Source organism: Oceanisphaera sp. (genome assembly GCF_048268965.1).
Lineage (GTDB): Bacteria > Pseudomonadota > Gammaproteobacteria > Enterobacterales > Aeromonadaceae > Oceanimonas.
In genome coordinates, this window is the sequence record NZ_JBLWUK010000011.1 from 1 (window position 1) to 23,755 (window position 23,755).

General features: G+C 55.2%; 21 protein-coding genes. 3 read left to right on the top strand and 18 right to left on the bottom strand.

All coding sequences use genetic code 11. From position 1 onward, the window contains the following. Nucleotides 1-151 precede the first annotated feature (151 nt). Nucleotides 152-1,351 (top strand): NnrS family protein, encoded by a 1,200-nt coding sequence (locus ACN0VL_RS07000; RefSeq protein WP_417615856.1) that lies wholly within the window; start codon nucleotides 152-154, stop codon nucleotides 1,349-1,351. A gap of 120 nt (nucleotides 1,352-1,471) precedes the next feature. On the opposite strand, the gene clpB is transcribed toward ACN0VL_RS07000, so the two are convergent. From clpB to rluD, 3 genes are all read right to left on the bottom strand, one after another. After that, a complete protein-coding gene (gene clpB / locus ACN0VL_RS07005; protein WP_417615857.1) occupies nucleotides 1,472-4,051 on the bottom strand; it encodes an ATP-dependent chaperone ClpB in 2,580 nt (859 codons plus the stop codon). 431 nt (nucleotides 4,052-4,482) lie between these two features. Beyond that, nucleotides 4,483-5,220 carry a peptidoglycan editing factor PgeF gene (pgeF, locus tag ACN0VL_RS07010; protein ID WP_417615859.1) on the bottom strand — a complete coding sequence of 246 codons (738 nt, stop codon included), beginning with the start codon at nucleotides 5,218-5,220 and terminating at the stop codon, nucleotides 4,483-4,485. After that, entirely contained in the window at nucleotides 5,211-6,191 is a 981-nt protein-coding gene (gene rluD, locus ACN0VL_RS07015) for a 23S rRNA pseudouridine(1911/1915/1917) synthase RluD (protein ID WP_417615861.1), read from the bottom strand. The genes pgeF and rluD overlap by 10 nt, the downstream gene beginning before the upstream one ends. A gap of 113 nt (nucleotides 6,192-6,304) precedes the next feature. Between rluD and ACN0VL_RS07020 the strand changes: the two genes are divergently transcribed. Next, entirely contained in the window at nucleotides 6,305-7,051 is a 747-nt protein-coding gene (locus tag ACN0VL_RS07020; protein ID WP_417615863.1) for an outer membrane protein assembly factor BamD, read from the top strand. 92 nt (nucleotides 7,052-7,143) lie between these two features. Here ACN0VL_RS07020 and ACN0VL_RS07025 read toward each other — a convergent pair whose 3' ends face one another. From ACN0VL_RS07025 to ACN0VL_RS07045, 5 genes are all read right to left on the bottom strand, one after another. Beyond that, nucleotides 7,144-7,893: a helical backbone metal receptor gene (locus ACN0VL_RS07025; protein WP_417615864.1), complete on the bottom strand. Its 750-nt coding sequence runs from the start codon at nucleotides 7,891-7,893 to the stop codon at nucleotides 7,144-7,146. A 122-nt stretch (nucleotides 7,894-8,015) separates the two neighbouring features. Further along, nucleotides 8,016-8,183, bottom strand: coding sequence for a DUF5522 domain-containing protein (locus ACN0VL_RS07030; protein ID WP_417615866.1), 168 nt, complete (start codon nucleotides 8,181-8,183; stop codon nucleotides 8,016-8,018). Between the two features lie 278 nt (nucleotides 8,184-8,461). After that, nucleotides 8,462-10,051 (bottom strand): glutamate--cysteine ligase, encoded by a 1,590-nt coding sequence (gshA, locus tag ACN0VL_RS07035; protein WP_417615868.1) that lies wholly within the window; start codon nucleotides 10,049-10,051, stop codon nucleotides 8,462-8,464. A gap of 62 nt (nucleotides 10,052-10,113) precedes the next feature. Beyond that, nucleotides 10,114-12,924, bottom strand: a complete 2,811-nt coding sequence (locus tag ACN0VL_RS07040) for a M16 family metallopeptidase (RefSeq protein WP_417615870.1) — start codon at nucleotides 12,922-12,924, stop codon at nucleotides 10,114-10,116. A 22-nt stretch (nucleotides 12,925-12,946) separates the two neighbouring features. Then, nucleotides 12,947-13,879 carry an NADP-dependent oxidoreductase gene (locus ACN0VL_RS07045; protein ID WP_417615871.1) on the bottom strand — a complete coding sequence of 311 codons (933 nt, stop codon included), beginning with the start codon at nucleotides 13,877-13,879 and terminating at the stop codon, nucleotides 12,947-12,949. Nucleotides 13,880-14,079: 200 nt separating this feature from the next. On the opposite strand from ACN0VL_RS07045, the gene ACN0VL_RS07050 reads away from it, so the two are divergent. Next, entirely contained in the window at nucleotides 14,080-14,247 is a 168-nt protein-coding gene (locus tag ACN0VL_RS07050) for a hypothetical protein (protein WP_417615873.1), read from the top strand. A gap of 69 nt (nucleotides 14,248-14,316) precedes the next feature. On the opposite strand, the gene ACN0VL_RS07055 is transcribed toward ACN0VL_RS07050, so the two are convergent. From ACN0VL_RS07055 to ACN0VL_RS07100, 10 genes are all read right to left on the bottom strand, one after another. Then, nucleotides 14,317-15,054: a ferredoxin--NADP reductase gene (locus ACN0VL_RS07055; RefSeq protein ID WP_417615875.1), complete on the bottom strand. Its 738-nt coding sequence runs from the start codon at nucleotides 15,052-15,054 to the stop codon at nucleotides 14,317-14,319. Nucleotides 15,055-15,148: 94 nt separating this feature from the next. Then, nucleotides 15,149-15,598: a 50S ribosomal protein L9 gene (gene rplI, locus ACN0VL_RS07060; RefSeq protein ID WP_417615877.1), complete on the bottom strand. Its 450-nt coding sequence runs from the start codon at nucleotides 15,596-15,598 to the stop codon at nucleotides 15,149-15,151. Between the two features lie 38 nt (nucleotides 15,599-15,636). Continuing rightward, nucleotides 15,637-15,864 (bottom strand): 30S ribosomal protein S18, encoded by a 228-nt coding sequence (gene rpsR, locus ACN0VL_RS07065; RefSeq protein ID WP_417615879.1) that lies wholly within the window; start codon nucleotides 15,862-15,864, stop codon nucleotides 15,637-15,639. 27 nt (nucleotides 15,865-15,891) lie between these two features. Further along, nucleotides 15,892-16,269 carry a 30S ribosomal protein S6 gene (gene rpsF / locus ACN0VL_RS07070; RefSeq protein WP_417615881.1) on the bottom strand — a complete coding sequence of 126 codons (378 nt, stop codon included), beginning with the start codon at nucleotides 16,267-16,269 and terminating at the stop codon, nucleotides 15,892-15,894. A 198-nt stretch (nucleotides 16,270-16,467) separates the two neighbouring features. Next, nucleotides 16,468-17,331, bottom strand: coding sequence for a DMT family transporter (locus tag ACN0VL_RS07075; protein WP_417615883.1), 864 nt, complete (start codon nucleotides 17,329-17,331; stop codon nucleotides 16,468-16,470). Between the two features lie 128 nt (nucleotides 17,332-17,459). After that, a complete protein-coding gene (gene rlmB, locus ACN0VL_RS07080) occupies nucleotides 17,460-18,194 on the bottom strand; it encodes a 23S rRNA (guanosine(2251)-2'-O)-methyltransferase RlmB (RefSeq protein WP_417615885.1) in 735 nt (244 codons plus the stop codon). A gap of 100 nt (nucleotides 18,195-18,294) precedes the next feature. Next, the gene (gene rnr, locus ACN0VL_RS07085) at nucleotides 18,295-20,637 is read right to left on the bottom strand and encodes a ribonuclease R (RefSeq protein WP_417615886.1); all 2,343 of its coding nucleotides are present in this window, start codon (nucleotides 20,635-20,637) and stop codon (nucleotides 18,295-18,297) included. Nucleotides 20,638-20,961: 324 nt separating this feature from the next. Further along, nucleotides 20,962-21,471, bottom strand: a complete 510-nt coding sequence (gene luxS / locus ACN0VL_RS07090; protein ID WP_417615888.1) for an S-ribosylhomocysteine lyase — start codon at nucleotides 21,469-21,471, stop codon at nucleotides 20,962-20,964. Between the two features lie 122 nt (nucleotides 21,472-21,593). Next, nucleotides 21,594-21,932: a nitrogen regulatory protein P-II gene (gene glnB, locus ACN0VL_RS07095; protein ID WP_417615890.1), complete on the bottom strand. Its 339-nt coding sequence runs from the start codon at nucleotides 21,930-21,932 to the stop codon at nucleotides 21,594-21,596. A 10-nt stretch (nucleotides 21,933-21,942) separates the two neighbouring features. Next, nucleotides 21,943-23,571, bottom strand: a complete 1,629-nt coding sequence (locus ACN0VL_RS07100) for an NAD+ synthase (RefSeq protein ID WP_417615892.1) — start codon at nucleotides 23,569-23,571, stop codon at nucleotides 21,943-21,945. Nucleotides 23,572-23,755: the final 184 nt, after the last annotated feature.

Below are 23,755 nucleotides of genomic sequence, written 5' to 3' on the forward strand. Positions count from 1 at the left end.
TCTTAAATTTCGTTCCCTTTACCCATTACTCTTAACTCTTCACTCGTCCGTCCCTCTTCACATCCTCTTCGCTTATTTTGATCCAGATCGGTTTGTTTATCTGAACCCACCATATAATATGCATATTAAATACCATTAAAGGTGGTGGCAGATGCAAATACTGGATGCAAATAAAGAGAACAAAATATGGCCCTTGTTCCGGCTGGGCTTTCGGGTGTTCTTTTTGGGGGGTGCCCTGTTCTCGGCCCTGGCGATGTTGTTATGGGGACTCACACTGTTTGGCGTAGCAGCCTTGCCTGGGGTACAAAACCCTATCTGGTGGCATGCTCACGAAATGTTGTTTGGCTTTGCTCTGGCGATTGTCGCGGGCTTTGTCATGACGGCAATGCAAACCTGGACCGGTATTCCCGGGATCAAGAGCTGGCCGTTGGCGATAGTATCTGTGTTATGGCTATTACCCCGCTTGCTGATGCCACTGCGTGGTGAGCTCAACCCTTTGGTCATGGTGCTGGATTTAATATGGCTACCGCTAGTAGCCGGCATGCTGGCTCGCCCGGTACTGCAGATAAAACAATGGCGAAATCTGTTCTTTGTGCCCTTGTTTTTGTTGTTCACCTTATTGAATGCACTGAGCTATTACGCCGCCGCAAGTGGCAACTGGCAGCTGAGTGAGCGTGTTTTTATTACCATGGTGCTGGCACTCGGCGCCCTGATCACGGTAATGGGTGGTCGTGTGATCCCGTTTTTTACGGCCCGCGCCACTCATACCGATAAAGTTGAGCCTTTGCCGTGGCTGGAAAAACTGAGTTTAATTTCCATCTGGCTGTCGGTATTCACCTGGCTGCTGTTACCGCGTCTCCCTGCTACCAATGCGTTGCTCGCTCTCATACTCGCCGTGGCCGCAATTGCCCACTTGCTCCGTCTGTCACGTTGGAATGGCAAGCTGACGGTGTCTGTGCCCTTACTCTGGGTGTTGCATCTGGGGTATGCGTTTATTCCGTTAGGCTTGCTGGCCCTGGCAGCCGCCTTGTTACAAATGGGCATTAGTGTGTCTTTGGCCAGTCATTGGTTAACCGCCGGCGCGCTGGGCACTGTGATTTTGGGCATGATAGCGCGGGTCTCGCTGGGTCACTCTGGCCGTACGCTGGAGATCACTCGCGCCGTGGTGATCGCCTTCGCCTTGATCATACTGGCGGCAATATTGCGTGGTTTGCTGCCCATGATAGCGCCGGGCATGACGCTATCCGCTTATTACAGCAGTGCGGCATGCTGGATTGCGGCGTACGGAATTTTTTGCTGGGTATATTGGCCGATGCTGACACAACCCCGAGCCGATGGGCATCCGGGGTAAACCAAGCTGGCAGCGGTAAGCTAGAAGCTATAAGTAAAAAAAAACACCGAACCCTTGAGTTCGGTGTTTTGCTTCCAGCTGAACGCTTACCGCTTAAAGCTTTCTTTTACTCTTCACGTCTCACGTTTCTTGATTAAATATCAGCCCATCCTTGTCGGCATCCAGCTCCAGCGGTTTGCCGGGGATCACCTTACCGGACAGCATGGCTTGTGCCAGCGGGTTTTCGATCTTCTGCTGAATGGCCCGTTTCAGTGGTCGCGCACCAAACAGGGGATCGAAGCCGGCATGGGTCAGTTTCTCCAACAACTGCTCGGTGACCGTCACCTCATAGCCTTTATCTTCCAGCCGAGCCATCAAGCCTTTAAGCTGAATGCGAGCAATGGATTTTATCTGCTCTTCGGCCAATGGGTGGAAGACCACTATGTCGTCGATGCGGTTAATGAACTCGGGACGGAACTGATGGCTCAACACACCCATCAGCATTTCCTTCATGTCATCATAAGCCTTTTCGGTGCTGTGCTCCTGGATCAGATCCGAGCCGATATTCGAGGTCATGATCACCACCGTATTACGAAAATCAACGGTGCGTCCCTGACCATCGGTCAGCCGGCCGTCATCCAGCACCTGCAGCAAGATGTTGAACACATCCGGGTGTGCCTTTTCCACTTCATCGAGCAGGATCACCGAATAAGGTTTGCGGCGTACCGCTTCGGTCAGGTAACCGCCCTCTTCGTAACCCACATAGCCCGGAGGCGCGCCCACCAGGCGCGATACCGAGTGTTTTTCCATAAATTCCGACATATCGATACGCACCATGGCATCGCGACTGTCGAACAGAAAATCGGCCAACGCCTTGCAGAGCTCGGTTTTACCGACACCGGTCGGCCCCATGAACAAGAAGGAGCCCACGGGCCGGTTGGGATCCGCCAGGCCGGCCCGACTACGGCGAATGGCGTTGGACACCGAGTCTACCGCTTCGTTTTGTCCTATCACCTGCTCGTGCAGGCTGTCTTCCATGCGCAGCAGCTTGTCTTTTTCACCTTCGAGCATTTTGGCAACCGGAATACCGGTCCAGCGCGACAGGACATCGGCAATTTCTTCGTCGGTCACGCGGTTCTTCAGCAGATGCTGCTCTTTTATTTCCGCCTGCCCGGCCAACTCCAGCTGCTTTTCCAGCTCGGGAATGCGGCCGTATTGCAGCTCCGACATCCGCCCCAGGTCGCCGGCACGGCGGGCGACTTCCAGCTCGCGACGCACTTGCTCCAATTCCGACTTGATGTGCTGGGTGCCGGCCATGGCGGCTTTTTCCGCGAGCCAGACTTCTTCCAGATTTGCGTATTCGCCTTCTTTTTCTTTTAGCTCGTCACGGATCAGCTGCAGGCGCTTCAGGCTGCCTTCATCGTCCTCTTTAGACAGCGCCTGTTCTTCCAGCTTCAACTGAATAATGCGTCTGTCCAGCTTGTCCAGAGGCTCGGGCTTGGAGTCGATCTGCAAGCGAATGCTCGAGGCCGCTTCGTCAATCAAGTCGATGGCCTTGTCGGGCAGCTGTCGATCGGCAATATAACGGTGGGACAAGACTGCCGCCGCCACTATGGCCGGATCGGTAATTTGCACATGATGGTGCAGCTCGTAACGCTCTTTTAACCCGCGTAATATCGCAATGGTGTCTTCCACCGAGGGCTCGTTGATGAGTACCTTTTGGAAGCGTCGCTCAAGTGCCGCGTCTTTTTCTATGTATTGACGATATTCGTCGAGGGTGGTGGCGCCCACGCAATGCAACTCACCCCGCGCCAGCGCCGGTTTAAGCATGTTACCCGCATCCATGGCCCCTTCGCCCTTACCGGCGCCGACCATGGTGTGCAATTCGTCAATAAAGAGGATCACCTGGCCTTCTTCTTTGGCCAGCTCATTGAGCAGCGCTTTAAGGCGCTCTTCAAATTCACCGCGATATTTGGCACCGGCAATCAGGGCCCCCATATCCAGCGAGAGTACCCGCTTGCCTTTCAACCCTTCCGGCACTTCACTGTTAATTATGCGCTGGGCCAGCCCTTCGGCAATGGCGGTTTTACCTACCCCGGGTTCACCAATCAGCACGGGGTTGTTTTTGGTACGCCGCTGCAGCACCTGAATGGTACGGCGAATTTCATCATCACGGCCGATCACCGGATCCAGCTTGCCCTGTTCGGCCCGTTCGGTGAGATCTATGGTGTATTTTTCCAACGCCTGGCGGTTTTCTTCGGCGTTCGGGTCGTCCACCTTTTGCCCGCCGCGCACGTTTTCAATGGCGCTGTTCAGGTTTTCCTTGGTCAAGCCGACTCGCTTGAGCAAGTCACCCAGCTCGCCTTTTTCATCCAGCGCCGCCAGCAAGAACAGCTCGGACGAGATATAAGCGTCTTTGCGCTGCTGCGCCAGTTTGTCACATTGATTGAGCAGGCGCGCCAGCACCGGCGAGACTTGCACATCCATGTCTCCGCCGCTGACTTTGGGCAAGCGGTCGAGGGACTTATCCAGCTCGACACGCAGTGTATTGCCGTCCACGCCGGAGGTCGTCAGCAAGGGCCGCAAGGTACCCCCTTCCTGATTGAGCATGGCTACTAATAAATGTGCCGGCTCTATATAGGCATGGTCTCGCCCCACTGCCATCGATTGAGCATCTTGCAGGGCCAGCTGAAATTTACTGGTAAGACGATCGAGTCGCATTAGAACCCTCCTCCAACAACCCGCCGTGGGCGGGAAAAAACCAAGTGTTTACTGATAATAAAGATGGGGGGGAATGGCGAAATTTCAAGCTTTAAGGGGGAAAGAAAGGTCTTGAAGGGTGACGAGTAAAGAGTGATGGGTAATGAGTGAAGGGAACGACATTCAAGAATAAACCCAAGATCATTTTTGCCACGGAATCCACAGACCCCACGGAAAAATGAAGGTTAAAACCAAGAACGAATTTTTACTTGGCCAGAGCTGAACACACCGGTGAAGCAAGAAAAGGAACACCAACATCAGAGTAAGTAAGAGCTGTTGGTTTTCGCTTACCCTTTACTCATCATTCATCACTCTTTACTGCTGTTATTGCTCTTCATCCGTGGGTTCCGTGGATTCCGTGGCGAAAAAGTCTTTGCTCTCGGTGCTTTCATTCACTCCAGCCAAATCAGGCTGGCCTGGCGGCCGGTGGCTTGATCGCGCCGATAAGAGAAGAAACGTGCAGCATCGGTATGGGTGCAATAATCACCACCGTAAAACTGCCGGACGCCGGCAGCTATCAGTCGCAAGCGCGCCAGCTGATAGATATCCGCCAGCCACTTATCATCTTGCGGGTTGCCCACAGGCATAAAGGCGTGTTCGGCAAGCGACGAGTGCGTAATAAACGCGGCCCGCACTTCGCCCCCCACTTCAAATGCGCCCGGGCCTATGGCCGGCCCCAACCACACCAGCACGGTTGCCGGGTCCACTGCCATGGCCTGCAGGGTGGCTTCCAGTATACCGGCCGCCAGCCCCCGCCACCCCGCATGAGCCGCCGCCACAACGCTGCCTGCCTGATCGCAGAACAACACCGGCAGACAATCGGCCGTCATAATGCTGCAGACCTGGCCTGGCGTTCGGCTGACGACCGCATCGGCGGTCAGGTTGCCGGTCTCGTCGGGCAAGGTCAGCACTCGGGTACCATGCACTTGTTCCAGCCACACAGGCGCACTGGGCAGGCTTAAACACGCCGCAAGCCGTGCTCTATTCGCCTCTACATTCGCGGGGTTATCGCCAACATGGGCGCCCAGGTTCAAGCTGGCAAAGGGCGCGGGGCTCACGCCGCCGCCGCGCGTGCTTTGTGCCGAAAACACACTGGCCGGTGCCGGCCAGTCGGGCAGGATCAGGTCCATACCAGATCATCCGGATGTGCCGCCGTATCGGCTTTTAACAGCTCGATCAAGGCAACAAAGTCATCGGGTAATGGCGCCTGCCACTGCATCATTTCACCCGTGATGGGGTGCTCCAGGCGCAATAACACCGCATGCAGGGCCTGGCGCTTGAACTCACGCAAAAAAGCCAGCAGTTCGGGCTCGGCACTGCGCGGTGGCTTGAGACGACCACCGTATACCGGATCACCCACCAGCGGATGCTGCAAGTGTGCCATGTGCACCCGGATTTGATGGGTACGGCCGCTTTCCAGACGTAGCCGCAGACGGGTGTGAGCGCGAAACTTTTCCATCACCCGGTAATGGGTCACGGCGGGCTTGCCAGAAGGCACCACCGCCATTTGAATACGTTGAGTGGGGTGGCGACCAATATTGGCGTCTACTGTGCCACCGGCGGTCATGTGCCCTATGGCCACCGCTTCGTATTCGCGAGTGATTTCGCGGCCTTGCAAGGCCGTGACCAGGTGCGTTTGCGCGGGTATGGTTTTGGCCACCACCATTAATCCGGTGGTGTCCTTGTCGAGCCGGTGCACTATGCCGGCCCGAGGCACTTCGGCAATGCTGGGGCAGTAATGCAAGAGCCCGTTCAGCAAGGTGCCGCCCGGGGTGCCGGCACCCGGATGCACCACCAGGCCCGCGGGTTTGTTGATGACCATGATGTCATCGTCTTCATAGACAATGTTCAGGGGGATGTCTTCGGGATCGAAGCGCACATCGTCTTCCAGCTCGGCATGAATAACTACCTGCTGGCCCGATTGCACTTTTCCTCGTGGCTTGTTGGCCACCTCGCCATCCAACCGCACCTGATCCAGCTGGATCCAGGTTTTTATCCGCGTACGGGAATAATCCGGGAACATTTCTGCCAACGTCTGATCCAAACGTTGACCGTACTGGTGATCGGCGACGGTGCCGCTTAATTCAATTTGCTGGCTCATAACGACGACTGGTTACCAAATGATGTTTAATTGGGTATTCTAACGGTTCTTGACGCTGAGCTTAATCAGTTTCCGCTAACTTGGCTCTTAAATCGCAAAAATGGACTCTTTACATGGCTAAACAACGAAGCGTATGGCTCACTTTGACTCTTGCTCTGGCACTGACTGCCACCGGCTGCTCCAGTACCAAGAAAGACGATGTACCGGACGAGCCGCCCGAAGTGCTCTATCAGGACGCACAAGCCCGCTTGCAGGCCGGTAACTTTATCCGTGCCGCCGAGCTACTGGAAGCCATGGACTCTCGTTATCCGTTTGGGGCTTACTCTAACCAGGTACAGCTTGACTTGATTTATGCCTATTACAAACAAGACGACACCGCGCGCGCGCTGGCCAACATAGATCGCTTTATTCGCCTGAATCCTAATCATCCCAGCGTGGATTATGCCCAGTATATGCGCGGTTTGACCAATATGGCCACCGACCACAACTTTTTTCAGGAACTGCTGAATATAGACAGAACCGATCGTGACCCGGCCTATGCTCGCCAGGCGTTTGCCGATTTTCGCCAGCTGCTGCGCCAGTACCCGGACAGCGTCTATGCCGCCGATGCCCGGGCGCGCATGATAAGCCTGAAGAACCGCCTGGCCAAATACGACCTGGCCGTGGCGCAGTTTTACATGAAACGCGGCGCCTGGCTGGCCGCCGCCAACCGCGCCAAACAGGTGGTGGAGTCTTACCCCGACACCGACACCCTGCAACCGGCGCTGAAAATCATGGCCGAGGCCTACCGCACCTTAGGCCTGACCGACATGGCCAACAACGCCGAGGCGGTATTACGCGCCAACTATTCGGCGGGTTAATCGCTGATTACCAGCACGTACTCTCACTTAAAAAAGCCCTGATATATCAGGGCTTTTTTATTGCTGTCGCCATTATTTCACTCATCAGTTTGTTATTGTAAGACCGATTCCAAATAACGCAGGCAGCGGATGCCGTACCAGCACATGGGCTCACCGTCGATCAGCAACGCATCCTGCTGCAACTCGTTTTGCGTAGCCGCCAACTGCTTGGCAAAGGGATAGGGCTCGGTGGAGCACAGCAAGACGGGGTTAAGCGCTCGAATCGCATCGAGGCTGAGCTCGGGATAGTTGGGCTCCAGAGCGACCAGCTTGTCGGCCAGGCCCAGGTGGGCGAACACCGAAAAAATAAAGGTATGACGGCCGACCGTCATATAAGGCTTGCGCCAAATCAGGTACAGCCAGGGTCTGTCATTGGTGAGTACAGATTTGGGTGCGGCATCTTGATGTGTCAATAAAGGCAGTGCGTCTGGCGCGCAAACCACAGGACGACTCAACACCGCCTGATAACGTGCTGCGAGCGCGATCAGGCCATTGTTATTCAGTTGCTGAGCCAACAAGCGCAGTACCTGTGGCATGCCCTGCACCGAGGTCACCTCGGTGGCAAAGTAAGGAAAAGGACAGCTGTCGGCCATGGCCTTGGTATTTTCTTCTTTATCGAAAATCACCAGATCCGGCGCCAGATCGGCTACTTTATCCCACTGCACATCCTTGGTGCCGCCCACCACTGCAATATCTGCCACCAGGTCTGCAGGGTGAATACAGTAACGGGTGCGTCCCACTACATTCACCCCACAGACCAGCAAGGTTTCGGTCCAGGATGGCACCATACACACCACACGCATTTTATTCTCCTTACTTAGAGAAGTTGAGGAGTGAAGCGTAAGATGTGAGGCGAACAAGCAAACACCGAACTTGCAGGTCAAGGCTTTCCTTACTCCTCCCCCCTCACCATTTACGCCTCACTTTACTTATAAGGGCAATGTCGGCAGCCGGATCCACAACAATAGCCACGGTTGAGGTGATACTGCTCGGTAAACACCCAAAAGCCGTTCTCGATGTAATAATCTTCGTTTTCACGCAAGGGCGCGGGCTCTACCGTAGGCTTGGCCGCTGGCGGGCTTTGTTGATTCATCAATTGGTGCTCTGAACAGAAACTAAGGATTTTCGTCTGCGACGAAATGCGAGAGCAAGCGTTCGCCTACAAAGGATAAGCCTGGGCTAGCTCTTGTTAATTAATCACCTTGCAGAGCTGAACTCTATTTTTCGTAGGTTCCGCTGCGAGTGATTTGTTAATGATTTTCGCCTGCGACGGAACGCGAGAACGAGTGTTCGCCTACAACACATACGTCTGGTGGTAATGGGTGGCGAGGGTGTAGCTTGTCCCCCTCACCCTTTACGCTTCACATATTGTTAGGTTTTAGCGAAATAGCCTTGTAGAAATTCATCGAAGTTGATGCGGTCAGACTGCTCTACCTTGCGTTGGCGAGCAACCGAGCGGCTACCCTCTTCGTCAAAGTAGCTGTCTTCCCAATAACGTGGCCGGCTTTGCTGCAGCTGCTCGTGATACTCCTTGGAAAGAGCCAGACCAAACGTCAATACATCTTGATCCCTTTGCTTCAGCTGTTCGAGCAGTTTGGCCGACAGCGTTACATTAGGATCCTGTATGGCCGCCAGGTGCTGCTGATGGGCCTTGCTGTAGCACCCCTTGCCACAACACGCATCCAGCAGATCGGCGATCTCTTTTAGCTCGCCAAAGTGACGCTCGCCCAATGCCTGCAGCGTGGTGGGGCTGTCGCCAAACACTTCCAGCTCGAGGCCGGGTTTGCGCCCTTCCAGCACCGCCTTGTTGAAGTTGCGTCTGTTCAGATCATTTTCTTCATCGCTTAACGGCGCAGACGGCTTCAGTAAGCACCAGAGCAAGAAAGTATCGAGGAAGCGAATTTGTGCGGCATCTATACCCACCGCCGAGAAGGGATTCACGTCAACGGATCGCAACTCGATATACTCGATACCCCGGGTGCTTAGCGCGTCCGAGGGCTTTTCACCGCTTTCGGCAGTGCGCTTGGGTCGGATGGGGGCATAGAGTTCGTTTTCTATTTGCAGCACATTGTCATTCAACTGGCGATACTCGCCATCCACCTTGACGCCAATTTTGGCAAATTCGGGGGCATGAGAGCCAATGGCCTTGCGCAGCGAGGTCACGTATTGATCCAGGCTGGTCAGGGAAATATCAAGATCCGCCTGGGCATTATTGGTGTAGCCCAAGTCCGAGAGCCGCAGTGACGTGGCATACGGCAGATAGAGAGTACCTTTCCCTAAGCGCTCGAAGGGCAGCTTGTGTTCGGTGCCGTTAAGAAAGGAACCGCACAAGGCGGGTGAGGCACCAAACAAATAGGGGATCAGCCAACCAAAGCGGTAGACGTTACGGATCAGCCCCAGGTATTTTTCGGAGACAAAATCCTGCAAGAAGTCGTTATTACCTTCCTGGCGATGCCATTCGCTCCAGAAGCTGTCCGGCATGGAGAAGTTAAAGTGTACGCCCGAAATCACCTGCATGCGGCTGCCGTATCTATGATGCAGCCCCTGGCGGTAGAGGGTTTTCATACGACCCACGTTTGATGAGCCATATTGCGCCAGCGGAATGTGCTCGTCTCCGCCTTTCAACAGACACGGCATGCTGAGCGGCCACAGCTGCTCTCCCCCCAGGTGGCGCATCACGTAACCGTGAATATCCCCCAGTTGCGCCAGCAGAATATCCACCGAGTCGGAGACGGGGGTAATAAACTCCATTTGCGACTCGGAAAAATCGGTGGTGATACTGCCGTGGGTCAAGGCAGAGCCCAGCGCCTTGGGGTGCCCGGTTTGTGCCAGGTGGCCATCGGGTTGAATACGCAAACTTTCGCGCTCTATACCGCGACGGATCCCCTTGATGGCAGGAAGCGATTCGGGTTGATGCCAGGCTTGAATTCGTTCGGCCAGTGTTAGTGTCGTATTAGTCATTATTAGTTACCTGTTTGCGTCTGGCTGCCCTGATGCGGCAACCAGACGAGAGGCTGGCCTCGTTACTCAATGGCAAAGTCGTGTAATGGTAAATGGAGTTCGGTGAGTGACTTTTCAAGCTTGGCTTTATCACCCACGACCACTATGACCATGTCACTGGGATCAAGCCACTGACTGGCAAGCTCAGTCAAGGCCTTGGCATTGACGTCGCTCACAATTTTTTGTTGCTGTTCAAGATAATCGGGCGAAAGCTCCATCATCGCCAGCTGTAGCAAGAAACCCGCCTTGTTACTCAGGGTTTCATAAGCCAGTGCATCCTGCTGGGAATAGCTGCTGCGTAAATACGCCAGCTCGGCTTCACTCGGACCTTCTTTTTTAAAGCGCTCGAATTCATGCAGTATATTCTTGATGGCCTCGGCGGTGACATCGCCACGCACATCGGTGGCCACCAGAAACACCCCGGCATTACGGTTTCCGGTAAAATAAGAGCTGGCGCCGTAGGTAAAGCCCTTGTCTTCACGCAGATTCTGGTTAATACGGCTATTGAAGTTGCCACCCAGGTTGAAGTTCATCAAATTGGCATGAAAAAACGGTCCGGTGGCATCGATAGGCAGCGCCCGGCGCCCCACTCGTAACACCGACTGCACCGCGTCTGGCACATCCACGATATAAATACCGGGCTTGGCCGGCTGGGGTCGTTCTTCCACCTCCGGTATTTGAGGAGCGTCGCCTTGCCAGTGGGTTAAAAAGGAAAACGCCTTTTTCGCCTGGGCCGGCTCTATATCGCCGGCAACCAGCACGTGGCCATGGGCCGGATTATAGTAGCGCTCATAATAGTCTCGCACCTGCTCCAATGTAATGGCGGCCACCTGCTCGGGCAGCCCTTCATCCGGCAACCCCATGCGGGTATCGCCATACATTAGCTGGCGAAAGGTCTGCTGCGCCAGCCAGGAAGGCTGATGCCGGCTTTGCGCCATGGACTCCAATACCCGGGTTTTCACCTGTTTAAAGTCCTGCTCACGAAAGCCGGGCTTGAACAGTAACTCTTCAACCAGCTCCAGAGTTTGCGGCAGGGTGTCCGTCATGGTGGTGATATTTATCAAATTGGTATAAAAACCGTTGCTCACACTCACCCTGGCGCCGAGTCTTTCCAATGCCTCACTGAATTCACCTGAGGTCAGGCGTTGAGTGCCCTGATTCATCATGGCTGCAGTCAGGCTGGCCAGCCCGATCTCACCCGGCCGTTCGGTGCGCTGGCCGCCAGGAAAGGCCAGAATGACGGACACCGCGGGAATTTCGTCGTTGACTATGCCTTGCAGCCGAATGTTTTCGCCCAGGGTGTCTTGCCACAGTGAAGGCGCCTTGATGTGAACAGGCGCAGCGGCTTCAGGCATCTTGCTGCGATCGAAGTCATCTTTCACCTGGCGATCCGGCAGGTTGGCCACCTTTTGCTCATCCTTCGCCGGCAGAACACGCTCAGGCGTCACATAGTTCGGGCTGGCCGCTTGCCACTGGTTCTTGTCCGTCGGCACCACGCTTAATGCCGCCACGGGTTTACCTTGCAGATATTGTTGATAGACAGCCGTCACCTGCTCTGGCGTGGTGCTGGCCAGCTGACGCCAGGCGTTGATGACATACAGGGGATCGTCCTTCAGTACCTGGCCCAGCGCCAATTGCCGCGCCTTGCCCTTGGTGCTGTCCAGTCCCAGCACAAGATCGGCACGCAACTCGGTGACCGCCTTGTCTACGTCTTCTTTTTTGATGCCCCGCTCGGCCAGCTCGGCAATAATGCGGTCTACCTCTGCCTTCAGCGGCGCCAAAGCGCCGTCTTCGGAGGGGTTGCTGTACAGCCAGACGCTCAGGGTACAGGCCAGCTCTGCACAATAATGATTGGCACCGGCACTCACGGCCTTGCCTGTTTCCACCAGCTCTTGATACAGGAGCGAGCTTTTGCCGCCTCCCAGCACGTTGGCCAGCACATCGAGGGCCGCTTCATCCTGGTGGCCCAGCCACACGGTCGGGTAGGTCAAATACAGCATCGGCATGCGAATGCGCGAGTCGACCAGGGTTTGATAGCGATCTTTTTCGAGCCTGGCCGGCTGTGGCGTGGCCGAACTCACCTCGGGGCCGGCAGGAATGGGGCCAAAGTACTTCTCTACCCAATCCAGGGTTTGCTGGGTGTCAAAATCGCCACTGATCACCAGGGTGGCATTATTGGGGCCATACCAGCGCTTGAAAAACGCCTTGAGGTGCTCAACATTGACGCGATCCAGATCTTCAACATAGCCAATGGGCTGCCAGCTATAGGGATGATCCCGGGGATACAACAGCTCCCCCATGCGCTCGCCCACCAACCCATAGGGCTGATTGTCCATGCGCTGGCCACGTTCGTTTTTTACCGTATCGCGCTGTATTTCAAATTTGCGCTGGCTGACCGCTTCCAGCAGAAACCCCATGCGATCCGCTTCCAGCCACAGCACCTTTTCAAGGTGGTTGGCGGGCACGGTCTGAAAGTAATTGGTTCTGTCCTGGTTGGTGGTGCCATTCATGGTGCCACCGGCTTCGTTGATCAGGCGAAAGTGCTCCTGATCGGCCACATGCTTTGAGCCTTGAAACATCATGTGCTCAAAAAAATGGGCAAAACCGGTTTGCTCCGGCTCTTCTCGCGCCGAGCCAACGTGGTAGGTCATTTCTACATGCACCACGGGATCAGACTGGTCGGTATTCAGCAGCACTGTCAGCCCGTTATCCAACCGATACATCTGATAAGGGATCACCAGGCCGTCTTCCGACTGCTCGACCTCCTGCACCAGCTGGGGAGCGGCAGCCACCAGCATGGGACACAACAGCAATAACAGAGACCAAAACTTCATGGGGTTTCCTTATGTTACAGAATTAGCCTTGCAGCAAAATCTTGCCGCGGGTATGGCCGGTTTCAATCTGGCGATGGGCGTCGGCGCCTTCGGCCAGGGGATAAACCCGGCTGACTTCCACTCGTAACCGCTGTTCGGCCACGGCCCTGACCAGTGAGGCCAGTTGCTGGTTATCGATGTGCTTGAGCATGCCGGTGGCTTTTAATCCCTTCGCCTCGGCTGCGGCAATCACCTCTTCGGCGGTAATGGTCGGTACGGTAACGACCCGCCCATTGGGTTTTACGTACGACAGCAGGGCCCGGCCAGAAGCGCCACCCATCAGATCCAGCAGCAAATCAACCGGAGCCAGGGCCGCCAGCTGTTGGTCATCTCGATAATCAACGATTTCATCGGCACCCAGACCATGCAGGAAGTCATGATTACCAGGCGACGCCAGGGCCACCACGGTCGCACCCAGATCTTTGGCCAGCTGCACCGCCAGGTGACCCACCCCACCGGCGGCGGCAGAAATCAATACTCGCTCGCCAGCATTCAACAGACCGTGCTCGGTCAGCCCCTGCCAGGCTGTCAGGCCCGCCAGTGACAGACCGGCTGCCATTTCGTCACTCACGTCTTTAGGCACTCGTAACAGGCTATTGGCCGGCACGACCAGCTGTTTGCTATAGCCTGCCCCAGACAGTAAACCAAATACCCGATCGCCCACCTGATGAATGTTGACCTCGGATCCGGCTTCCAGCACTGTGCCCATCACCTCGAACCCTGGCGACCAGGGTAGACGATCCTTGATGGCTTCGGCTCCCCAACCCAACCCGGCTCGTGTTTTGGCATCCACCGGGTTCACGCCGGCGTAATGCATTTTTACGCGTATTTCATTGGTTGCCAACGCAGGGCTTGAAGCCTCAGCCAATACCAGCTGATTTGCATCACCAAACGCCTTAATAACCAATTGCTTCATGTGGCACTCCTTTCCATTCACAATAAGCGAGACTCGGCTCGCGTCGTTATTCAACTGCCGTAGCCCGCACTCGATTCGACTCGGCGTACGCTATAGTATGGCCTCTATTGACCCGGGATCATAATTAGCCCAATCTTGTTACAGTGCATTGATAGGCGTAGCATTTTTATTCTGTCATCATTCGTAGAAGGCTTGTCGTCATGACCCGATTGTTCTTGTTGCCTTTAATACCGGGCCTGCTCTGGTATCTGTTTTTACTCTATAACCAGATCCCTGTTAAGCAGGGGGCCCGGGTATTTTACTGGATTATTGGCCTGGGCTGGGGACTGGCTGCCTTTCTCAGCCTGATGATGGTGTTAACCCGTTAATACCATCAGGCGTAAGGAGTGAGGTGTTACTACTCACGCCTAATCATTTACCGCTCTCCCCTCACGGGGTTACCAGTAGTTCTCCATCAGGATCTGCCCAGGCTTGCGGCGCAGGTGCTTTTGCAGCCCCTTGAGCTTGAGCTCACTCAGCGTATCACGCACCATTTGCGGGTTGCCACACAACATAACGCGGCTGTACTCCGGAGTGAAGGTCAAGCCGACTCTCTGCTCCAGGCTGCCATTGGCAATGGCATGGGTAATGCGGCCGGGCTCGGTGCCTGCAATCTGCTCTCGTGAGACAAAGGGAACATAATGAAAGTTCAACCTACCCTGAGTTAATTCGCCAATGCGCTCACGGTAGCCCAGCTCTTCGCCAAAACGCACCCCGTGCACCAGCACTATATTGTCAAACTGCTGCCAGCAGCTGCCCTCGGCCAGCAAAGACACAAAGGGCCCTACCCCGGTGCCGGTGCCCATCAGCCACAAGTCTCGTCCGGCAGGCACTTCGTCCAGGGTTAAAAACCCGGTCGCCGTCCTTTGTATCAACAGCTCGTCTCCCACCTCAAGCTCGGCCAGATGAGGCGTCAGCTGTCCTTCGGGAATGGTGACCAGGTAAAATTCGCACTCTTGCCCGGGGGCATTAACGTAGGAATAGGCGCGGGCCACTTTCTTGTCTTCACCATGCCAGGCCAGCTTGGTGAACTGACCGGCTTTGAATGGCGCCACATCGGCATTAACAACCAGAGAGAAAAGAGTATCCGACCATTGGGTTCGGGCCGTGACTTTACCAGTGATCCAATCTGCCATTGCTGACCTCCGTAAGACTTTCTCTCACTGTAGCCTTATTGCAGACAATAAAAAACCCGCGACAAGCGCGGGCTTTTTTAACGAGCGGCCTGATTTAGGCAGCAACAACCTTGATAGTAACGGCTGCTTTAACGTCGGCGTGCAGCTGCACACCCACTTCATACTCGCCTACGTTGCGCAGAACGCCGTCAGTCAGACGAACTTCGCTCTTGGCAACTTCAACACCGGCAGCGGTGATGGCGTCAGCAATGTCACGGGCACCGATAGAGCCGAACAGTTTGCCTTCGTCACCAGACTTGGATGCGATTTCAACGCTTTCCAGACCAGACAGCTGGTCGGCACGCGCCTGGGCAGCAGCCAGTTGCTCAGCCAGTTTGGCTTCCAGTTCAGCGCGGCGAGCTTCAAAGGTCGCTACGTTGTCTTTGGTGGCCAGAACAGCTTTGCCTTGTGGCAGCAAAAAGTTACGAGCATAACCGGACTTAACGGTTACCTGGTCGCCCAGGCCGCCTAGCTTGGCGATTTTATCAAGCAGAATAACTTGCATTACCTTTCCTCTATAATATTAGCGAGTTAGGCCGCTGCTTACTGATGCAGATCGGTGTAAGGCAGCAGGGCCAGGTAACGAGCGCGTTTGATCGCACGAGCCAGCTGACGCTGGAACTTGGCGCGGGTACCAGTGATGCGGCTCGGTACAATTTTACCGGACTCGGTGACGTAGTTTTTCAGGGTTGCGATGTCTTTGTAATCAATCTCGGTTACACCGTCAGCGGTGAAACGGCAGAACTTACGACGACGGAAAAAACGTGCCATGATTCTATTCCTCAGCTAAAACGTGGATTACTCGGCAGAAGCTTCTGCACGAGGAGCGGCGTCGTCACGACGTGATGGGCGTTCTTCTTTGGCTTTGGCCATTTCAGAAGGCTCGGTGACGGCCTGCTTGGTGCGCATAATCATGTTACGCAGCACCGCATCGTTGAAGCGGAAGTTGCTTTCCAGCTCGTCGATAACAGACTGGTCAGCTTCTACGTTCATCAGAACATAGTGAGCTTTGTGCAGTTTGTTGATCGGGTAAGCCAGCTGACGACGGCCCCAGTCTTCCAGGCGGTGAATTTGACCACCAGAAGTAGTGATGGCGCCAGTGTAGCGCTCAATCATGCCAGGAACCTGTTCACTCTGATCAGGGTGAACCATAAATACGATTTCGTAATGACGCATGGATTGCTCCTTACGGGTTATAGCCTCTTCGTGGGCTCAGTCACACCATCGGAGGCAAGGAACTTATAGGTAGAAACGACTGATTTTAAGGTGGCGGAGTATAAAGGATAACCAACGCAAAGAAAAGCGTATATATTCCGCGAGGGGTGAAAAGGAAGGCGTGAGGGGCTCCCCTATCGATTCACTCTTCACCCTGAGTTAACGTAATTTTCGTTGCAGGCCGATGGCCATGATTACCACGGCGGCGCCCAGGTAGACGTTAAGGGCGGGAAACTCGGCAAACAGCACCATGCCCATAATAGTGACGAAGATAAGGCCCGAGTATTCACTGGCGGCAATCTTGCTGGCATCGGCCATGGCGTAAGCCAGAATACAAATCCCCTGATAGACGATGCCCACCAGGCTGGCGGCAACCAACAGCAGCCAGAAATCCGACGTTAACGGCTGCCAACCGGGCACCGCCAGCGCAAAGCTGACAGGAACCGCCAAGGCTTGCGTTAAAAACAGCGTTGCCAGCACCGAGCGTCCTTGCGGCAAGCGACGCACCAACACATTGCTGGCGGCCATCGAAAACGCGGTCAAGAGTGCAATCCAGCCCGCCCAATGCCACTCGGCCGGATTAAGCACAATCAGGATGCCGCCAAAGCCCAGCACGCTCACCCCGTAGGTCACCAGGCGCACTCGCTCTTTGCTGAGCAGGGCAGCCAGCGGCAGCGTCATCAGGGGGGCGGCGTAAAACACCGCATTGGCCGTGGCCAGGGGTAAATATATCAGAGAGATAAACACACAGGCCGAGCCCATCAACAGCAAATGGCCACGCAGCAAATGAATTTTCCATTCCCGCCAGCCTTTTTTCTCGCTCGGCAAGCGTAACCAGAATGGCAGCAGCAGCAAGGCCGTCAGCAAAAAGCGCAACGCCACGTATTGAAAAGGCGTGGCGGTGGTCTGGCCCATCAACTTGACCAGTACATCACCGAAGGAGATGATCAGGTTGCCCAGCACCAGCAACAAGATAGCCAGCATTTGTCGGTCGGCCGCCATACGAACCATTATCCGTTGCATGTTTATTCCTCAATAATGAGTGAGGTGTGAGGAGTAAGACGTGAGGTAATACGAACAGAGTGAAGGGCAGGACGCGAGGCTATTCGGTGTTTCCGCCTCACCCCTTACGTCTCACCCCTCACCTTCACTTACCCGCGTTGGCGGACCATTTCAAACAAACACACACCGGTGGCAACCGAGACGTTCAGGCTGGATACCGAGCCGCCCATGGGGATGCTGACCAACTCGTCACAGTGTTCACGGGTTAAACGGCGCATGCCTTTGTCTTCGGAGCCCATCACCAATGCCAGGGCACCACTGAGCTTGGCTTGATACAGGCTGTGATCGGCCTCGCCTGCCGTACCCACCACCCAGACCCCCTTGTCTTGCAACAGGCGCAAGGTACGGGACAGGTTGGTCACCTGAAACAAGGGCACCACTTCGGCGGCACCACAGGCTACCTTGCGCACCACAGGCCCCAGGCTTGCCGACTTGTCTTTGGGGACGATAACGCCATGCACGCCGGCCGCATCGGCGGTTCGCAAGCAGGCACCCAGGTTGTGAGGGTCGGTGACGCCGTCGAGTACCAACAACAAGGGATTGGGCTGTGCTGTCAACAGCTGGTCCAGATCCGCCTCGTTCAGAACAGGCTGCGCCTTGACCTTGGCAACCACGCCCTGATGCTGGCCACCCTTGGCCTTGTTATCCAGCGCCGAGCGACTCGCTGGCTGGGCCTTGACCCCCACGGCCAACAAACGGGCCTGAAGGCCGTTTAAACGCTCGTCGTCGCGCCCTTTCAGCAACCAGACTTCCAGTATCTGTTCGGGGTGTGTGTCCAGCAGTGCATCGAGGGCGTGGATACCAAAAATTAATTCATTGCTCATAGATATGACTCGAAATTTAAAATAAAAGCGGGGATAGAGATTAGAGATCACTCTCTACCCGCTACCCCCCATCTTTGTTCAGGTCAACTGACCCTCACTATTAATGGCGTTTTTTGCCGCCCTTGGGCTTGCCGTCGCCTTTGTTGGCTGTTGATGCAGCCTTGGCTTCGCCTTTGGGCTTGTTGCTTCTTTTTGGCTTGGCGCGCTGACGCGATCTCGAGTTCTTGGCACCCTTGCCGCTTTTGGCTCCGGCTGGCAGCGCCTCTTCTACGGTTTCAAAGTCAATCTTTCTGTCATCCAGATTAACGGCCATCACCTTGACCTTGATCTTATCGCCCAGACGATAGCGACGACGGAAGTTTTCGCCAATCAGGGTCTGACGCGCCGGATCAAACTGATAATAATCATTTTGCAGGCTGGAAATATGCACCAGGCCGTCAATGTGGATCTCATCCAGGCGCACAAAGAAACCGAACCCGGTCACGTTGGCGATGGTGCCGGTAAACTCGCTACCTACATGGTCCAGCATGTACTCGCACTTGAGCCAGTCGGCCACGTCTCGGGTGGCGTCGTCGGCACGGCGCTCCGTTTGCGAACAATGATCGCCCATGGGCGCCACTTCGTCGTATTGATAAGGCACGCCGCCCGTCTTGCTGCCGCCGTCGCCCTGCATCTTGCTGATCTGCGCCTTGATGGCACGGTGTAACACCAGGTCGGGGTAACGACGTATCGGCGAGGTAAAGTGCGCATACGACTTCAGTGCCAGACCAAAGTGGCCCATGTTGTCAGCCTGGTAGATCGCCTGCTTCATCGAACGCAGCAGCATGGTCTGAATCAAACCGGCATCGGGTCTGTCCTTGATTTGCTCGGCCAGCAAGGCGTAATCCGCCGGCTCTGGCTCCAGGCCGCCTTTCAGCTCCAGACCCAACTCGGCCAGAAAGCTGCGAAAGCCGGTCAGCTTTTCTTCACCGGGCTTGTCGTGTACGCGGAACAAGGCATGGGCATCCTGCTTTTCAATAAAGCGCGCCGCCGCCACGTTGGCCGCAATCATACATTCTTCGATGATTTTATGGGCGTCGTTGCGCACCACTGGCACTATGCTTTCAATCTTGCGCTGGGCGTTGAAGATAAAACGGGTTTCTTCGCTTTCAAATTCAACCGCACCACGCTGATGGCGAGCCGACTTCATGGCATGATACATGTCATTCAAGGCTTCAAGATGCGGTACCAGCGGCGCATAACGCTCACGCAGCACTTCATCGCCGTCTATCATGGCCGCCACCTTGGTATAGGTCAGGCGTGCATGAGAGTTCATCACGGCTTCGTAGAATTTGAAATCAGACAGCTTGCCGCTGGCAGAAATGTTCATCTCCGCCACCATACACAGGCGGTCCACCTGCGGGTTGAGCGAGCACAGGCCGTTGGAAAGCACTTCCGGCAGCATGGGGATCACCTGCTCGGGGAAGTAAACCGAGTTACCACGTAAATAGGCTTCGGTATCCAGTGCCGTACCGGGGCGGACATAGTAAGACACGTCGGCAATGGCTACCCACAAGTGCCAGCCACCGGCCGCATTGGGCTGACAATGCACCGCATCATCAAAGTCGCGAGCATCTTCGCCATCTATGGTAACCAAAGGCAGGTCACGCAGATCGCGACGCCCTTCCTTGGCGGCTTCCGGCACTTCCTCGGTCAGCTTGGCAATTTCCTGCTTCACCGCTTCTGGCCACACATGGGGGATACCGTGAGTGCGCAGGGCAATATCAATTTCCATGCCCGGGTCCATGGTTTCACCCAGCACCTCAACCACCTTGCCCACCCCGGTCAGACGCTTGGTCGGACGCTGGCTGATGTGGATCACCACCACCTGCCCCATACGGGCACCCATGGTCTCACCCTGGGGGATCAGAATATCCTGGGCGATGCGGCTGTCATCGGGCACCACGTAGCTCACCCCGTTTTCAACGAAGTAACGGCCGACCACTTCCAGATCACGCGACTCCAGCAAGCGTACCACGCGCGCCTCGCGTCGCCCCTTGGAGTCGAAACGCAGCGGCTGTACCAGCGCCTGATCACCGTGCATCAGGGCGTCCATTTCGCGCTGGGACAGGAACAGGTCATCGCCACCGTCTTCGGGGCGTAAAAAGCCAAAGCCTTCTCTGTGGCCAATCACGCGGCCTTTGATCAGGTTAAGTTTTTCTGGCAGGGCATAACACTTGTTGCGGGTGAACACCAACTGACCGTCTCTTTCCATGGCGCGCAGTCGGCGACGCAAGGCTTCGGCTTGTTCTTCACCTTCCAGCTTGAGTTCGGCAAAGATCTCGTCACGGGAGATGGGGCCCTGCTTGGTTTTGACCAGCTCGAGAATATATTCACGGCTGGGAATGGGGTTTTCGTATTTTTCGGCTTCCCGGTTAAGGAAAGGGTCTTGTTGTTCTGACATAAAGTAATCCATTTGAGCACTGGAATAAGGGAAGTATATACAGGGTCTGTTGACCTTTCGCGGTTAAATTTCATTCGATAATACGCGCCGGGCCAAACCCGAAGGGTGGCGCTTGTGGCGCCTTGCTATTGCGTTATCGCTTGTTGATAGAAAGTGGCCAGCTGGCACAAGTTCTGCCTTGTATCGCCCCGCCACCAACGGCTGCAAACATTATCTCGAAAGGTTAACAGACCCTAATGATAGGAATAACAAGTGACAAAGCGCCCGGTTAAGCCAGTGCTTGCTTAAACCGGGCGCTTTGTCACAACGAGAAGCGGCTGTGCATTACAGAGATTTTAGCATCTCTTCTGGCAGCGCCAGCGCCTGATTACTGTTCACGCCTATGCCGCGTTCAATAATATTACGGGCGATGGCCTTGGCTTCATCCAGCGAATGCATCACGTAAGTGCCGCACTGATACTCGTTTAGCTCGGGGATCTGCGACTGGTTTTCAACCTTAAGCACATCCTGCATGGCGGCCTGCCAGGCATCCGCCACTTGCTGCTCGCCCGGTGCGCCGATCAGGCTCATGTAAAAGCCGGTACGACAGCCCATGGGCGACAGATCGATAATCTCAATGCCATCACTGTTTAGATGATCACGCATGAAGCCTGCGAACAGGTGCTCCAGAGTATGGATGCCCTTTTCAGACAGGATTTCCTGGTTCGGCAGACAGAAGCGTAAATCAAAGACCGTGATAGTGTCATCGTGAGGCGTGGCCATGGTTTTGGCAACTCGCACCGCCGGTGCTTCCATACGGGTATGATCAACGGTAAAACTGTCCAGCAGTGGCATAGGTTATTCCTCTATTTAGATATCACGGAGATTGTGACAAAGAAAAGGGCAATGGCCAAGGTAATTCAGCAGATAAAGCCTTGGCCCCTTGTCACTTTAACGTTTTTAGCGCCTGTTCGACACTAAACTGCCTCTTCGTTTTGTTCGCCGGTGCGTATGCGGATCACCTGCTCCACACCCAGCACGAAAATTTTACCATCACCGATTTTGCCGGTGCGTGCCGTGGTTTCAATGGCTTCAATGCAGGACTCAACCAGATCATCCTGCACCACCAGTTCCAGTTTGACCTTGGGCAGGAAGTCCACCATGTATTCGGCACCCCGGTAGAGTTCGGTGTGTCCTTTCTGGCGGCCAAACCCTTTTACTTCCGAGACCGTCATGCCGGTAATGCCACGTTCGGCCAGCGCTTCACGTACATCATCCAGTTTAAAGGGCTTGATAATGGCTTCAATTTTCTTCATCGGTGGCTCCTTACCAATTTATTTTGCCAAAACCCGAAGTCACAGGATAACGGCGGTCTTTGCCAAAGTTACGCGGCGTGACGCGCGGCCCGATGGCACTTTGCCGGCGTTTATATTCATTGATATCGACCAGCTTGATGACGCGTCGCACATCAGCTTCATCAAACCCTGCCGCCAGTATATCGCCGAGGGATTTATCTTGCTCCACATAGGCGTCAAGAATGGCATCCAGTACATCATACGGCGGCAGATTGTCCTGGTCGAGCTGATCCGGTGCCAGCTCGGCAGACGGTGGCCGGTCAATCACCCGCTGGGGGATCACATAGCCCAGGGTATTACGGTAACGTGATAACTCGAACACCAGCGTTTTAGGCACGTCTTTAAGGGGAGCGAAGCCACCCACCATGTCGCCGTACAGGGTGCAATAGCCAACGGCAATTTCGCTTTTATTACCGGTCGTCAGCACCAGGCGACGTCGCTTATTAGACAGCGCCATCAATAACATGCCCCGGGCACGCGCCTGCAGGTTTTCTTCTGTGGTATCGCCGGCAGTTTTTTCCTGATCGGCAAACAGGGGCGTCAGCTGCTGCATAAAGGCATCAAACATAGGTTCGATAGATACGCAGTCGTATTCGATATCCAGCAAGCTGGCTTCTTCTTCTGCGTCGGCCACGCTGATGGAAGCCGTATAACGAAACGGCATCATCACCGCCTGCACCTTTTCCTTGCCGAGTGCATCCACGGCAATGGCCAGCGTTAGTGCCGAGTCTATCCCGCCGGACAGCCCGATCACGGCGCCATCGAAGCCATTTTTGTTCACGTAATCACGGGTGGCCAGCACCAGGGCCTGGTACACCTCGGCCAAGGGCTCCAGCGGCGCCTGTATTTGGCCCTCGCGGGGTGATTTAAGATCTAACTGTACCAGCGCCAGCTCGGACGTAAAGGCCGCCAGGCTTTGAGTCAACTCACCCGCGGCGTTGAACACCTTGGAGCGGCCGTCAAATATCAGTTCGTCCTGCCCGCCTACCAGATTCAGGTACACCAGGGGCAAGGCATTCTCGCGACAGCGCTTGGCCAGCAGCTCTTTGCGGATCCAGGCTTTACCCTGGTGATAAGGTGAGGCATTCAGGCTCAGCAATACGTCGGCCCCCGCCGCCTTGGTGGTGGCGGCCGGGCCGGCTTGCCAGACATCTTCGCAAATCAGCAGCCCCAGCTGGTGGCCCTTAAACTCAACCACACAGGCATGTTCGCCGGCACTAAAATAACGCTGCTCGTCAAACACCCCATAGTTGGGCAAGTGCTGTTTGAAATAACGGCCCAGGAGTTTTCCCTGATAATAAAAAGAAGCGGCATTATAACACTGCCCGCCCTGGCGCCAGGGGTGCCCTACGATCAGGGCGGTATGGGTGCTGGCGTCGGCCAGTTTCTCCAGTGCGGCCTCTACGCGCACATACAGATCGTCACGCAGCAGCAAATCTTCCGGTGGATAGCCGGTAACGGCCAGTTCGGGAAACAGCACCAGGTCGGCACCTTGGTTTTCGGCATCGGTCAGAGCCGCCAACATGGTATGGGTATTGGCTTCAATGGCACCGACCGTCATGTTTAACTGGGCCAGCGCCAGAGTCAGTTGTGAGGACATGGATGAATTCGCTTAAAAACGGTGATATCCGCATAGTAATAAAAGTTAACCGCAACAGCCAGCCAAACAGAATTTTACCGCGCCTAGCAGCAGCGCCCAGCAATAAAGCAGTGTCTGACATTGCTGTTATTCTGGAGCCGAACACTTATGGCCTGTCTCTTAGTTACAACTCTGTCAGCACGTA